This is a genomic window from Loigolactobacillus coryniformis subsp. coryniformis KCTC 3167 = DSM 20001 (genome assembly GCF_002706425.1).
Lineage (GTDB): Bacteria > Bacillota > Bacilli > Lactobacillales > Lactobacillaceae > Loigolactobacillus > Loigolactobacillus coryniformis.
Genome location: NZ_CP017713.1, coordinates 1,949,475 through 1,963,880 on the forward strand (window position 1 = coordinate 1,949,475; position 14,406 = coordinate 1,963,880).

At 42.1% G+C, this 14,406-nt stretch carries 13 protein-coding genes; all 13 read right to left on the reverse strand.

Annotated features, from left to right (window positions below; all coding sequences use genetic code 11):
- Positions 1-80: 80 nt before the first annotated feature.
- The 13 genes from trxA to dinB all read right to left on the reverse strand — a co-directional run bounded on the left by trxA (position 81) and on the right by dinB (position 14,329).
- Positions 81-395: a thioredoxin gene (gene trxA, locus LC20001_RS09705; protein ID WP_003678631.1), complete on the reverse strand. Its 315-nt coding sequence runs from the start codon at positions 393-395 to the stop codon at positions 81-83.
- 197 nt (positions 396-592) lie between these two features.
- Positions 593-2,950 (reverse strand): endonuclease MutS2, encoded by a 2,358-nt coding sequence (locus LC20001_RS09710; protein WP_010010661.1) that lies wholly within the window; start codon positions 2,948-2,950, stop codon positions 593-595.
- Between the two features lie 111 nt (positions 2,951-3,061).
- Positions 3,062-3,595: a CvpA family protein gene (locus LC20001_RS09715; protein WP_003678635.1), complete on the reverse strand. Its 534-nt coding sequence runs from the start codon at positions 3,593-3,595 to the stop codon at positions 3,062-3,064.
- A gap of 27 nt (positions 3,596-3,622) precedes the next feature.
- The gene (locus LC20001_RS09720; protein ID WP_010010663.1) at positions 3,623-3,898 is read right to left on the reverse strand and encodes a cell division protein ZapA; all 276 of its coding nucleotides are present in this window, start codon (positions 3,896-3,898) and stop codon (positions 3,623-3,625) included.
- Positions 3,899-4,102: 204 nt separating this feature from the next.
- Positions 4,103-4,411, reverse strand: coding sequence for a DUF1292 domain-containing protein (locus LC20001_RS09725; protein ID WP_003678637.1), 309 nt, complete (start codon positions 4,409-4,411; stop codon positions 4,103-4,105).
- Between the two features lie 38 nt (positions 4,412-4,449).
- Positions 4,450-4,881: a Holliday junction resolvase RuvX gene (gene ruvX, locus LC20001_RS09730; protein WP_003678639.1), complete on the reverse strand. Its 432-nt coding sequence runs from the start codon at positions 4,879-4,881 to the stop codon at positions 4,450-4,452.
- A 2-nt stretch (positions 4,882-4,883) separates the two neighbouring features.
- Entirely contained in the window at positions 4,884-5,141 is a 258-nt protein-coding gene (locus tag LC20001_RS09735; protein WP_003678640.1) for an IreB family regulatory phosphoprotein, read from the reverse strand.
- Positions 5,142-5,258: 117 nt separating this feature from the next.
- Entirely contained in the window at positions 5,259-7,901 is a 2,643-nt protein-coding gene (alaS, locus tag LC20001_RS09740) for an alanine--tRNA ligase (protein WP_010010664.1), read from the reverse strand.
- Positions 7,902-8,246: 345 nt separating this feature from the next.
- On the reverse strand, positions 8,247-9,233 hold the full coding sequence (locus tag LC20001_RS09745; protein WP_010010665.1) for a hypothetical protein: 987 nt from the start codon (positions 9,231-9,233) through the stop codon (positions 8,247-8,249).
- Positions 9,234-9,258: 25 nt separating this feature from the next.
- Positions 9,259-10,608 (reverse strand): DEAD/DEAH box helicase, encoded by a 1,350-nt coding sequence (locus LC20001_RS09750; RefSeq protein WP_003678647.1) that lies wholly within the window; start codon positions 10,606-10,608, stop codon positions 9,259-9,261.
- 227 nt (positions 10,609-10,835) lie between these two features.
- Positions 10,836-11,789 (reverse strand): DHH family phosphoesterase, encoded by a 954-nt coding sequence (locus tag LC20001_RS09755; protein WP_003678649.1) that lies wholly within the window; start codon positions 11,787-11,789, stop codon positions 10,836-10,838.
- 2 nt (positions 11,790-11,791) lie between these two features.
- A complete protein-coding gene (locus LC20001_RS09760) occupies positions 11,792-13,105 on the reverse strand; it encodes a DRTGG domain-containing protein (RefSeq protein WP_010010666.1) in 1,314 nt (437 codons plus the stop codon).
- An 87-nt stretch (positions 13,106-13,192) separates the two neighbouring features.
- The gene (gene dinB, locus LC20001_RS09765; RefSeq protein ID WP_010010667.1) at positions 13,193-14,329 is read right to left on the reverse strand and encodes a DNA polymerase IV; all 1,137 of its coding nucleotides are present in this window, start codon (positions 14,327-14,329) and stop codon (positions 13,193-13,195) included.
- Positions 14,330-14,406 lie beyond the last annotated feature (77 nt).

Consider the following 14,406-nt stretch of genomic DNA (forward strand, 5'->3'; position numbering starts at 1 on the left):
TTAAGTGAAAACAAAAAAGCCACGATAACTACAGTTATCGTGGCTTTTCATTTAACAAATAGGGTCAAATCGTAATTGATTTATGCAGTATATTGTTTTAATACTTGATCTAACTGATCCTTGGTATGATAACCAACTAGGGTCTCAACAACTTCACCGTCTTTTTTCACTAGTAAAGTTGGAATACTCATGATACCGAAACTTTGAGCAGTTGCTGGATTAGCATCAACATCCATTTTAGTGAATTTAACTTCACCATCATAGTCTTCTGCTAATTGTTCAACAACAGGTGATTGCATCCGACAAGGACCACACCAAGTTGCCCAAAAGTCAGTTAAAACAACGCCTTTATCAGTTTCTTGACTAAAGTCTTTATCAGTAATTGCTTGTACCATAAATTTCTACCCCTCTACTCCACAATTTGTGGTTAATTTTTGTACCAAAAATTCTTGATGTTACGGACAATAGCCATTCTTGTGGCAAAGACCGTACCGCAAGAACCATGGTCCTGCGATATGTTATATTCTAGCAGAAAAGCCGATTAACAACAATCTTTTTGCTTACTAAAAATTAGAAGTTCCGACTGCTTATATTATTTAAAAGTAACAACCGTTGCACCGTCACCGCCAGCATTTGCCGGTGCAAATTCGAATTTTTTAACTTGGCGATTTGTTTTTAAATAATTAGTAATTCCTTGCCGCAGCGCGCCAGTACCTTTACCGTGCACAATTGTGACCTGGCCATAGCCCGCTAATAAAGCAGCATCAATGTAACGATCAACATCAGCTAAAGCATCTTCATAACGTTCACCGCGTAGATCTAAAGTTGAGCTAACGTGATTGCCGGTATGAACCGTTGCAAACTGCCGCTGTGGTTTTTCTGCTGGTACGCCAGCCGTTTTTTCTAGATCATCTACAGCCACTTTCATTTTGAGAATTCCGAGTTGAACTTCCCAATGCTTTTTGTCTAATTGATTGAGTAAAACACCATGCTGGCCATACGTAGTGACAATAACATCATCGCCAACCTTCAACGCTTGGCGCCGTTTTTCATGGCGCAATACTTTATTTTTCGCCAATGCTTTTTCTTGTTTCAAATTGGCCAAGCCCGTCTTAGCTGCGATCAATTCATGTTCTTTAACCGTTTGTTGTTGCTGTTTTTGCATTTCGCGCAGATCATGAATGATGCGGTCACTTTCTTTTTGCGCATGATCCACGATCTGATTAGCCTTATTTTTAGCCTTGTCCAGTTGCTGTTCCCGCGCGGAAATAAACTCTGTGCTAGCACTAGCCAAATCAGCATGCAATTGTTCTGCCTCTGTCAATAATTTTTTAGCTTGTAGCCGTTCATTTTCAGCAGCTTTACGTTGCGCTTCCAAGTCACTGATCATATTATTCAGATCTTGACTATCTGCTGTGATCAATTGCTTAGCTTGAGCCACAATGTTATCCGCCAAACCTAAACGTGACGCAATCTCAAATGCATTGGAACGTCCGGGAATCCCAATCAACAAATGATAAGTTGGTTGCAGGGTTTCCACATCAAATTCCATACTAGCATTGATCGTACCCGGGCGGTTATAGCCGTAAGCTTTTAATTCAGGATAATGTGTGGTTGCTAAGACATAACTGTTGGTAGTCCCTAACTGGTCTAAAATAGCGATCGCCAACGCAGCCCCCTCTTGTGGGTCAGTGCCAGCACCTAATTCATCGATCAAAACTAAACTGCGATCATCAACTTGCGCCAAGATCGACACAATATTGGCCATATGTCCAGAAAACGTACTAAGGTTTTGTTCAATTGATTGTTCATCACCAATATCGGCAAAAATATTATCAAAAACGCCGACTTGACTTTCTTCACCGGCAGGAATAAACAAACCAGCTTGTGCCATTAATTGCAGCAAGCCCATTGTTTTCAATGTAATTGTTTTCCCACCAGTATTAGGACCGGTGATGATCATCGCCCGATAATCCTGACCTAAAATAATATCATTAGCTACGATCTTAGCCGGATCGATCAATGGATGCCGGGCTTGACGCAAACTAACTTCGTTGTCGAGATTCAACAATGGCTCCGTTGCCTTAATTGCCTTTGCATAGCGCGCCTTGGCGTTGATGAAGTCCAACTGACCTAAAATCGTCGCGTTCTGTGTGATCTCATCTTGATAAGGCGCAATAGCTTCTGATAATTCAGCTAATATCCGCTGAATTTCTTGCTGCTCCTCCAACTGTCGCTGGCGCAAACGATTATTTAGATCCATCACGCTTTGCGGTTCAATAAATAAAGTTAGACCGCTGGCACTTTGATCATGGACAACGCCACCAAAATGAGCCCGATACTCTTGTTTTACTGGAATAACGTAACGATCATTACGAATCGTAATGATCGGATCACTCAAATATTTGGCACTATTGCCACGCGTGTAACCGGTCATTTTTTGGCGAATCTCACCTTCTAATTGATGGATACCGTTGCGAATGCCTTTTAATTTAACTGAAGCATCATCAGTTACGTGGCCATCTTCTTCTAATGATAAACGTAGCCGCTTAGTCAGCTCCGGTAAAGTCACTAATTGCGCCTGAATCGCATCAACCTGACGCAGCGTGATCTCCTCATCAGCAAACTCAATAAAAAAGCGATCCACTGCATTGGCTGCACGAAGAACGCGCCCAATTTCAGCCAGTTCGACCCCATTCAAAGTCCCACCAATCGCTAAGCGCTGCATATGAGATGCAACACTAGCTAATTGGGGAATCGGAATTGGTCCCTTTAAACGCAGAATATCTGCACCATCTTTAGTTTCATCAAGTTGCTGCTGAATTGCTTTACTATCAGTCAATGGCGTCAAAGCAGCCACTTGTGCTTGCCCCATTGCAGAAACAATATATTGTTGCAACGCTTGTTTGATTTTAGCAAACTCTAAAATCGCTAAAATTTTCGAATTCAATATTAAACCTCCTCTGCTCTACAATAGTGAGTATTAGATACCAAAAATAACCACTACTATAAAAGAAAAAAGATAGCCTGTTTATTCAGCCTATCTTCCCATAAACTCAACTTAAATCGCCGCTAACCACCAATGAAGCGCTGGTATTGGCGTAAATCGTATCATCCCTTGCGTTAACAATGAGTGACTTAGCAATGACTGCAAGCCAGTTGCTGGAATCAACGCAAGTACCGTCAAAAACAAAAAGATCCCGACATAAACCGTTACTGCTGACAATACACCGCCACCAATTACGCTCAGTCGCCGTTCCATTGGGTAAAAAGTTAGATGATGCAATAAGATCGCTACAAAACGAGTCAATAACCAACCAAAAAATAAGATCAGCATAAACGCAATTGCAGCATAAAAGGCATTATCTAATTCTAAACCAGTTTTATGACTAAAGAAAGCAAACTGACTGGCTTCTGTTGCTGATTGATAAGGAATCAACAAAGTTAATTTAGGCGCGGTATGTAAATAGCTTAAACGCGCAACGATAAAGGACAGCAAACAACCAATCGTATAGACAGCTTGCATCGCTAACCCGCGCCGGGTTCCTACATAATACGCATAGGCTAAAAAGATTATAATAATAAGTGATAACATTAGTTTCCTCTTTGCTTGTGTTCAAAATTAATTTTGGTCGGCCAACTGTTGCTTCAATTGTTCGTTTTCTTTTTCTAATTGCTCAATTTTTGCTTGTAGTCTCAATTGATCAGAAACCGTATTGATTGCCAATAATACAGCGGTCTGCTCATCGTCTAGCGTTGTTGCCAATGATTTGATCTGGGCCAGCTGATCATTAACTAATTGAGTGACCGCTTGAATATGCGCATCCGAAGCATTACCAATGATCACATATTGCTTGTTATCGATCACAACTTTAAAACGCCGTTTCTGCTCTGCCATCAAACGCTCCTCCTTATCTTTTCATTATTAAAATTATCTATATTTCAGAAAGTAATTCAACGCATTTTATTTTAGCATGAAAAAACGTAAATAAACAGCGCTTTAAGAAAATGTTAGACGGCACGCCACTAGTTTAATGAAAAAAATAATTGATGTAAAAAGGATCGGTGCAAAATTTTCGTTTGCATCGATCCTTTAGTGTCGCTATTCTTGGTCGTCATCCGCCAAAAAAGTATTCAAAACTTCTTCAACCATATCCCATTCAGCATCCGATTCGATTGGGAATAGATCACCTTCAGCAGGATCGCCTTTATCATTGGCCTTGTATGAAAAAGCTTGGATATCGACGTCTTCATCTTCTGGGGTGCCAGCCGGATACAATAAAACATATGATTTACCGTAATCCTCGGAATCAAAAGTAAAGAGAATTTCATATAATTCTTCATTACCATTTTCATCAACTAAAGTAATTTGTCGTTCGTCCTCATTTTGAGGTAGTTGTTTGTCAGCCATGTCAGTCTCCTTAAGATTAATCTCGGCTCGCGCAGCACTTACGACTTAAGATGTGATTCGCGATCCAAAAAGTTTTGTAAAATCATTACTGCCGCCAGCTTATCAATCACTTTTTTACGTTTCTTCCGTGATGTGTTAGCCTGACTGATCAGCATCCGTTCTGCTTCAACCGTGGTTAAACGCTCATCAATAAAATGGACTGGTAAACCAAAAGTTGCCGTCAATAAACGACCATAAGCCTGTGAGGCTTCAGCCCGTGGTCCCAGGGAATTATCCATGTTCTTAGGTAACCCAACGACAAAATCAGTCACTGAGAACTCTGTTACTAGTTCTTTAACACGGTCGATGCCAAATTCTTCTTCGTCTTCATTGATGCGAATGATCTCCACACCTTGGGCAGTCCAGCCTAATAGATCACTGACTGCAATACCCACCGTTTTAGAACCGACATCTAAGCCTAAATAGCGCATTCTTAGCGCTCCTTCTTCAAATAATTACGCACAAGTTCTTCAATGATCTCATCGCGTTCATGTTTGCGAATCAGGTTACGCGCATCATTATAGCGCGGGATGTACGCTGGATCACCAGATAATAGGTAACCTACGATCTGATTAATCGGATTGTAACCTTTTTCTTCTAATGCTTGATAGACCGTTTCTAAGGTCTGCTGCACATTTTTTGGCTGCTCACGCCCAAAATCAAAGCTGACCGTTTTATCTAATGAACTCACCGCAAACACCTTACCCTTCTCACAAATCTCTATATTGTCACTATTTATCGTTTCTATCAAGAAAATCTATCTTGACTCCAACCTACATTCTACTAGAAAAGCCGGTTAGATACAATTTTATTTTCCTTGTAAAAATGTTTGAGCAGCTTGTAGCGCATCCGCCATACCAGCTGGGTTTTTCCCACCGGCTTGGGCCATGTCTGGACGGCCACCACCGCCACCACCAACTTTAGGTGCAATGGCTTTGATCAAATCACCGGCTTTGATGCCCTTAGCGATACCATCTTTAGTCACTGCAGCGATCAAATTGACTTTTTCACCAACGATCGTGCCTAAAACTAAAACATCAGAAACCGCTTTTTGCTTCCAATCATCCGCTAACTGACGTAATTGATTCATGTCAGCAACGTTGACCTGTTCCGCAACCAAAGTAACGTCATTGATGGTTTGTACATTTTGGAAAATATTAGCTGCCTGTTGCTGAGCTGCTTTAGCCTGTAAACTTTCAATCTGCTTTTCAGCCTGTTTTAATTGTTCTTGTAATTGTTCAACTTTACCAACTACATTTTGCAATTGTGGTGCCTTAACTAAATTAGCCGTTGCTTGTAACCAATTTTCACGTTGAGTCATATAGTCAAAGGCGGCTTTACCAGTGACAGCTTCCACCCGCCGAACACCAGCACCGATCCCCGTTTCGCCGGTAAACTTGAACAGACCAAGTTCTGCAGTGTTATTAGCATGTGTCCCGCCATCAAATTCACGGGAGTAATCGCCGATAGAAACAACCCGTACTTCTTTCCCATACTTCTCGGTAAAGATTGCGATCGCACCCATCTTTTTAGCGGATTCGATATCAGTGACCACCCAGTTGATTGGCAATGCTGCCCAGATTTTTTCATTAATGATCTGTTCGATCTGTTTTAACTCTTCAGGTGTTGTCTGCCCCGCATGCGTGAAATCAAAGCGTAAGTAATCAGGTTCAACTAATGAACCAGCCTGATGAACATGTTCACCTAAAACATCGCGTAAAGCTTGATCTAATAAATGGGTTGCCGTGTGATTCCGTGAAACTGCTTGCCGGAAAGCCGGATCGACCTTCAATTGATAAGTAGCATCCTTAGTCATTGGTGCTAGCACGTCAACTGTGTGTAAGTTTTGTCCATTAGGCGCATGTTGCACATCCGTGACAGTGGCAACCTTATGCCCAGCCTGATCAAAAATATCACCGTGATCGGCTACTTGGCCGCCCATTTCCGCATAAAATGGTGTTTCATCAAAGATCAGTTGCGCTTCACCAGTCGTAACTTGTTCAACAATTTTGTCATTAGCCACTAATAGCGTTAACTTCGCATCGTCTTTTTCAAGATGATCCCAGCCAATAAACTTACTTGGTACTTTAACATCAAGCAATAAGCCATTTTGGACACCCATCCCGTTATCTTGACTCCGAGCTGCCCGTGCGCGGTCCTTTTGTTGCTGCATTTCTGCATTAAAACCAGCTTCGTCAACTTGCAAACCTTCATCAGCCGCATATTCCTTAGTTAAATCAAATGGGAACCCAAATGTATCGAATAACATAAAGACAGTTTTGCCTGGCAAAGTTTGTTCATTGGCTTTTTTAGCTGCTTTGATCTGTTTATCTAATAATTTTAGACCGTCAGTTAACGTATTGTTAAAGCGATCTTCCTCAGACTTGATGATCTTAGCAATATAATCTTTTTGCGCTAAAACTTCGGGGTAATAGCTTTCCATGATTTCACCAACGATTGGAACTAATTTATATAAGAACGCTTCGTTGATACCTAATTTCTTACCGTGGACGGTAGCCCGCCGGATCAAGCGCCGTAAAACATAACCGCGGCCTTCATTAGAAGGTAATGCGCCATCGCCGATCGCAAAAGTAACTGCTCGCGCGTGATCAGCGATCACTTTAAACGAAATATCAGCTGTTTTATCAACTCCATAACGTTTGCCGTCACTCATTTGTTCAGTTGCCTTAATGATTGGCATGAATAGATCTGTTTCAAAGTTAGTTTTCGTTTCTTGTACCACCGAAACTAAACGTTCTAACCCCATGCCCGTATCAATATTTTTATGCGGTAGTGGTTCGTAAGTGCCATCTGGTTTATGATTGAATTCGGAAAAGACGATATTCCAGATTTCCAAATAACGTTCATTTTCACCACCTGGATAGTTTTCCGGATCATCCTCGGCCACGTTATTAAATTTTTGACCACGATCATAGAAAATTTCTGAATCGGGACCACTAGGACCTTCACCAATATCCCAGAAATTATCTTCATCTTCTAAGATATGATCAGGTTTAACACCGGTTTTTAGCCAAACTTCTTTGGCAACCTTATCTTTTGGATAAACGGTAATGTATAACTTTTCGGGATCAAAAGCCATCCATTTCGGACTAGTCATAAATTCCCAAGCCCACGGAATCGCTTCTTTTTTGAAATAATCACCAACAGAAAAGTTACCTAACATTTCAAATAAAGTTTGGTGACGAGCGGTTTTTCCGACATTTTCAATATCATTGGTCCGGATACTTTTTTGCGAGCTAGTCAAGCGCGGATTTTCTGGCACAACGCGGCCCTCGAAATACTTTTTCATTGTCGCAACACCAGAATTGATCCACAACAAACTAGGATCGTCCACCGGCACTAGTGACGCCGATGGTTCGATTGAATGACCTTTTTCCTTGAAAAAATCAAGGTACATTTGGCGAATTTGACTACTGGATAATTTTTTCATGAGTAACCTCTTTCTGAATAATAAAAATATAAAAGACCATATAAAAACACCGTTGCTTTTCAAGGACGCCTCAGCGCGGTACCACCTTGATTGCAACGATGTTCATCGTTCCCTCTCGAACTCGATAACGCCGAGTCAGCGATACGACAGGGAGCACTACCAATAAGTGTGTCGCCACGCTCACAGTCAAGGCGTAACTTTCTGCAGACACGATGTTATTAGAGCATATCCGGTCTAGATTGATTTTCTGCAATTATTATAGTCATCTGGCAAGCAACTGTCAAATAACTATAGCACTTTGAAAAAGTGTTCGAGCTGGATGAGCATTACACCAGGTTCGGCGCCTTAATCAAAGGTAACGCGAATCACCTTGCGATAAGCATATTGTGCCGCCGGTAATGCCTGTTCAAGCGTTACTGCTATTGGTAATTGATAATAGGCTGAATGAGGCAACTGACGTTCAATCAACGCCTCACCTTGACTTGCAGCTGGACCTAACTTCAGGACGCCTAAATCATCAGTCAATTCATAACTGTGATCTGACGCAAAGGTCAAATTAAACCCATTTTTAACCGCACCTGTATGCACAAGTTGGTTGCCCCACGGAAACAACGTGGTTTGCCCACTGTTAGCCAAATATTCCCATTCAGCTGGCGTTGGTAAATCAAAGCCGCGCTGTTCGATGCGCTGCTTAAGTTCGCCATAAGTCGTCGGAATTAGTTCACAAGCCTGATAACTGACCCCATCAGCTAATACGCGCAAGCTCACATGCTCAGTAACTTGAGCTTCAACTGCATCAGTCATAAACGGATTAAGTACATCTGTTTTTGGTTGTAACGCCAACATTAATTCACGACGATATTTATGGAAGAAACTTTGATCACCCGTAAACCGTCCCGTAACGCTATGATAGATCCCCCGCACCTGACGATCAACCGGTAAAGCACTTTCCGCAACTAATAACGGTGCCAAAGCGGCTTCGCGCGGCGCACTAGTAAATTGTTCAACGTACTGCTGTACTGCCGCAATATCAGTCAATTCAGTTGCCGTAGTGGTCGGTTTAAACGTTGTCCAGTCAATTGGTGCGCCTTCATTAGCCCAACCAACCATGAGCGTTGACTGTCCAGGAACAAAGATAAAACGCTCACCTTGGATCCATGTTGCCAACGTGGTAATTCGCTCACCGCTGATCGTAAAATTGACAAAATCAGTTTGACCAATTTGTAGCAGTGGATTGACGTAATACAATAAAATCTGATTAAAAAGTTCGCGCTGCTGGTTGCGTTCGAGCTGCCGCCAGTTAGCTAACATTAAACTTTCTTGCATATTCATTGAAGTGACCTCCACCTAACTGATTTTAGCGATTAGCATCGCGGTTCTTACGTTTTTGCTGCCGCATATCTTCGCGTTGTTTGACCCGCCGCTTAAACCATTCATCTTTGGCGATTGCTGATTTGATCCGCTTTTTATAGCCAGGTTTATGCTGCTTCTTTTGCTTTTTGACTAAGCCGACCATTTTCGTATCCAACGCTTGTTTCGTCTTTTCACGTTTAGCACGCCGATTACGATCATAGCCATCAATAAGTTGCCCATCTTTCAGCCGCTTCGGTTCAAACTTGATGCCTAATTTTTCAAGTTCAGTGATCTCTTTTTCCTGTCCGGGCTCATATAGTGTGATGGCGATCCCAGATAAGCCATTCCGGCCAGTCCGCCCGACTCGATGAATGAAGAACTCTTGATCAGCTGGTAATTCAGTATTAATTACATGCGAAATACCGGCAATATCAATACCACGCGCTGCCAAATCAGTAGCCACAACATACTGAAAATCAAGCTTTTGAATTTGGCGCATTGTCTTCTTACGATCACGCGGTGTTAAACCACCAGAAATTTTGGCAACTTTCAGTCCTTGCTTAGTCAAATAATCAGCAATTTCGTCCACGCGTCGTTTCGTATTAGCAAAAATCAACGCTAAATAAGGATTGCTATTTTTAGCCAATTGATAGATCAATTGATTTTTATCTTTACCTTGGGTCGAAACCAAATAATTACTAATCGTTGGGCTGATGATCGTTTCAGTGGGAATTTCTTCAATCACTGGCGAATTCATGTACTTACGTAAGAATGGTTCCAATTTTTGTGGAATCGTTGCGGAAAAGACCAGCATCTGTAAGTTAGCCGGGAAAGTGGCCGCAATTTTATCGACTTCATTTAAGAAGCCCATATCTAACGTCATATCAGCTTCATCAACGACAAAAGTAGTCGCCGTATAACTCTTTAACGCTTTACTCTTGATCAAGTCTAGAATACGACCTGGGGTCCCGATCACGATCTGTGGTTGATGATGATGGAGTTTCTCAATCTGTCGTTGTTTATCAGTTCCACCAACGTAATGCTGAATGTTCAATGGTTCTGGACTGAACTTAGCAATCTGTTCGGCAGCCTGATAGATCTGTTCGGCTAACTCCCGGCTAGGTGCCGTGATAACTGCTTGAACTTCATGATTTTCTTCTTGTAATTGATTAAAAATAGGGATTAAAAAAGCATGTGTTTTACCACTACCAGTTTGGGACTGGCCAACCACACTTCTGCCCGCCTTGATCAACGGAATTAATTTTTCCTGCACTGGCGTTGGTTGGATAAAACGAATATCTGCTAACGCTTGTAGAATATAGGGCTTCAATTTGAAGTCTTTAAATGTACTCATAACTACCTCTTCTATTTCACTTGATTAAGATAGGAGTTGTGACATAAGTCGTTTATGCCCGACGCCTTCTTCACACTTCCGAACAATATAGTTAAAACGTGTTTCATAAGGCAACTTTTTCCGCTTAGCTACGATCGTCAAATAATCCACTACGTGAATTATTCGCCGCTCTAAGCTAATGCTCAAAAGCTGGGCGCCTGATGTCACACTCTCTGATGTTCATGGCTCTATTTGTTATTTTGCGCTAATTGGTCAACACCAGCGATAATCGCTTTGATTTCAGCCTCACTATACGCCCGCGCACCACTGGCCAACGGATGGCCACCGCCATCATGAGCCTTAGCTAATTGATTGACAATTGGTCCTTTAGAACGCAAGTGAACGCGATAGCTAGCTGGGGCTTGTTGAACAAAAACACTCCAAACTTGTACCGCAGCAATTTTACCAGGTAATGAAACAACCGCATGCGCCTGCGCAACACTTACGTTTAACGCATTCAATGTTTCTGTAGTCAACGTAACATAAGCTGCGCCACTAGGCAACACCGTCATATGTTCTAATACATAAGCCGATAAGCGCGCCTGTTCAAGAGTTAATGTATCTAAATTGCGATTGATCACTGTTGGATCAAAGTCTGCCTTTACCAGCTCACCAGCAACATTAAAAGTATGTGTACTGGTATTAGCAAACATAAAGCGCCCTGTATCACCGACAATACCAGCATATAATAATTGTGCTGCCGTAGCTGATAACTGTAGCTCAGCGCTAGCAGCTTGTAAATCAAAAATTAATTCTGATGTACTAGAAGCTTGGTCATCAACCAATTGAATATCGCCATAAGCATCATCATTTGGATGATGATCGATCTTGATCAATTCTTGTCCTTGATTAAAACGTTGATCATCAACTCGCGGCGTATTCGCTGTATCCGTGACGATCACCAACGCCTGACGATAAGTTTCATCAGTCACTTGGTCCATTGTTGCTAGCCAATCTAGGCCTTCAGTATTCGCCCCAACGACGTAAACTTTTTTTGCTGGAAAACTGGCTCGAATAATCTCTGCCAAACCAACTTGTGAGCCTAACGCATCAGGATCAGCCTTTTCATGCCGATGAATAATAATCGTTTCAAACGCTTTAATTTGTGCGATGATCTGTTGCTGTAATTCTGCTTTTTGCATGTTTATTTTCCTCGATGTCCTTCTAATAATTGACAAACAATAATTGCCTTAGCAACTAAGCCGCCACCTTGTTGCACATTAACATCCAATTTAGCCGAATGACGACCACTTTCCATAATTACCGGCGTGATCGTTAATTCAGTATCCAGTTGGATCAGCCGTAAATAATGAAGATCGACCTGATCAATCGTTGAGGGGCGCTTTAGCTTGGTGAGCAACAAACGTTGACAGGTATTAACGACTAACTCACTCAGTACCCCCAACGAGATCGTCCCCAATTGATTGATCATCTGCGGCGTGACCACTAGCTGATAAACACCGCCAATTGTCTCCTTAAGATTGCTGACTACCTGATCATAAAATGTGTCGTGTAGTTGCAATGGTTCTTGATGACTGTCCAGTGTGGCCATAACATCTTGGCGACTGATGATGCCGAGTAAATGCATTCGATTATCGACTACCGGGATCAATTCATAGCCATCATAGACCATCATATGGCTAACACTAGCTAGACTAGTTGTCTCATTGACCGTTGCCGGAGTTGCCGTCATCACCTTATCAATCGTTGTTTGCCCACCATGATCCAATATATCTTTGCTAGTCACCACACCAACCAATTGTTGTCGCTGGGTGATCACAGGAAAACGGGAATGATTCGTATTGCGATTCAGTCGTTTATAGTCGGCAACCGTTTGGCGGCTATATAGATATTGAGTTTGCGCTAATGGAATATAAATATCGGCCACGGTGGCGATTTTATGCTTGATGGCCTGATCTGCTAAAGCACGATTGATCAAACTGGCAACTGTATAAGTATCAAAAGGTGTCATCAATACTGGCAAAGCTTTTTGGTTGGCTAATTCGATAATTGCAGGACTAGCACCCAAACCACCAGTAATTAAAACAGCCGCACCATTTTCTAAGGCTAGACGCTGGATCTCCTCACGATTACCAACGATCAATAATGAATCTTTAGTAATATAAGGAACCATCCGATCACCCGTCATTGCGCCGATCAAAAATCGATGCAATACCTTATTCAATCCAGCATCACCACCAAGCACCACACCATTAATAATTTGAATCAAGGCATGATAATTTAAAGTCTCCATTTGCGCTGGCAGCATTTGATCGATTCGCACCGTACCTACGCGCTCGATCGTTGAAACCAAACCCCGATCTTCTGCTGTTTTGATTGCCTGGTACGCGGTGCCTTCACTGATTTCTAAGTCGTGTGCTAACCCACGCACAGATATCCGCTCACCAATTTTTAGTGTTTTGATATATTCTACGCCTTGCTCCCGCTTCGATGCCATCAGCTACCTCCACTATTCAGCACTTCTACGCCTATAATCGAAACCAAGTATACCGGTTTTCAGTCTAAATTACAAAGTTACCTTTAGTTACACTTTTGGGTCTGAACGCGCAAATAGCGGCAAACTGATTTCTTCAAATGCTAAAGGATCCAACGTGGTGATCGTGATTCCTAAAAGGCGTATCCCTTTACTTAAACTACCATTTTCATCCCATAATTGTTGCGCATAGTAGGCAATTGCCGTTTCATCCGCAATATAATCGCTCAATGTTAACCGTTTAGTGGTGGTTTCAAAATCACGATTACGCCATTTTAACACAATTGTTTTACCATGTTTCTGTGTTTTCGCTAAGTTATTCGCTACACCACGTGCCAATACGCGTAACTCAGTGTTAACTTGCGTATCGGTACTTAACGGTTGCCCAAAAGTAGACTCACGGCCAACGGATTTACGCTGCCGCTGATATTCTACTGGTCGCAGGTCAACTCCGTGAACGTGCCGGTAAAGTTGATCCCCCATTTTGCCAAAACGTTGGATCAATTCAAATTCACTAAGTTGTTGCAGATCTGCACCCGTATAGATATCAAGTTCATGTAGCTTCGGTACCGTCTTCTTACCAACGCCATGGAACTTTTCAATCGGCAGGTCACGAAGAAATCTAAGGGCCTGTTCTGGCATGATCACTGTTGTCCCAGCCGGCTTACGATAATCAGACGCCATTTTCGCTAAAAATTTATTGTAAGAAATACCAGTTGAACTGGTTAAGTGAGTGACTTGTTTGATCTCAGTCTGAATTTTCCGCGCCAGCAACACGGCGCTAGCCAAGTCAGCCTTATTAGCCGTTACATCCAAATAAGCTTCATCCAAAGCCACATATTCAATGACATCAGTATATTTTTTAAAAATTTCGTGGACCTGTGCCGAAACACTACGATACAACGTGAAATCTGGCTTTTTGAAAATTGCTTTTGGGCATAACTCCAACGCTTTTTGCGCTGCCATCGCGGAATGCACGCCGAACTGTCGTGCTGTATAGTTAGCAGTGGTCACGACGCCTTTACCACCGTTATCACTGGGATCCCGGGCAATGATCAGCGGTTTACCGATAAATTCCGGGTGCTCACGCTCTTCGATTGAAGCGTAAAAAGCATCCATATCCACATGAATTATTTTTCGGGATAAATCATTGGTCAATGGAATTTGTAAAATACCTAAATTTGCCACTACGCCTGCCCTCCCACTTAGTGATAATCGAATCGTTGTTTACAATTAATTATATTGTAACCTAAATCACGATTTTA

What these genes read in the sequence shown, in the direction of transcription:
- LC20001_RS09760 (WP_010010666.1), bottom strand. Translation starts at nt 13,105, where the DNA reads ATGGCATCGAAGCGGGAGCAAGGCGTAGAATATATCAAAACACTAAAA.
- alaS (WP_010010664.1), bottom strand. Translation starts at nt 7,901, where the DNA reads ATGAAAAAATTATCCAGTAGTCAAATTCGCCAAATGTACCTTGATTTT.
- LC20001_RS09750 (WP_003678647.1), bottom strand. Translation starts at nt 10,608, where the DNA reads ATGAGTACATTTAAAGACTTCAAATTGAAGCCCTATATTCTACAAGCG.
- LC20001_RS09755 (WP_003678649.1), bottom strand. Translation starts at nt 11,789, where the DNA reads ATGCAAAAAGCAGAATTACAGCAACAGATCATCGCACAAATTAAAGCG.
- LC20001_RS09720 (WP_010010663.1), bottom strand. Translation starts at nt 3,898, where the DNA reads ATGGCAGAGCAGAAACGGCGTTTTAAAGTTGTGATCGATAACAAGCAA.
- LC20001_RS09715 (WP_003678635.1), bottom strand. Translation starts at nt 3,595, where the DNA reads ATGTTATCACTTATTATTATAATCTTTTTAGCCTATGCGTATTATGTA.
- ruvX (WP_003678639.1), bottom strand. Translation starts at nt 4,881, where the DNA reads ATGCGCTATTTAGGCTTAGATGTCGGTTCTAAAACGGTGGGTATTGCA.
- LC20001_RS09725 (WP_003678637.1), bottom strand. Translation starts at nt 4,411, where the DNA reads ATGGCTGACAAACAACTACCTCAAAATGAGGACGAACGACAAATTACT.
- LC20001_RS09745 (WP_010010665.1), bottom strand. Translation starts at nt 9,233, where the DNA reads ATGAATATGCAAGAAAGTTTAATGTTAGCTAACTGGCGGCAGCTCGAA.
- trxA (WP_003678631.1), bottom strand. Translation starts at nt 395, where the DNA reads ATGGTACAAGCAATTACTGATAAAGACTTTAGTCAAGAAACTGATAAA.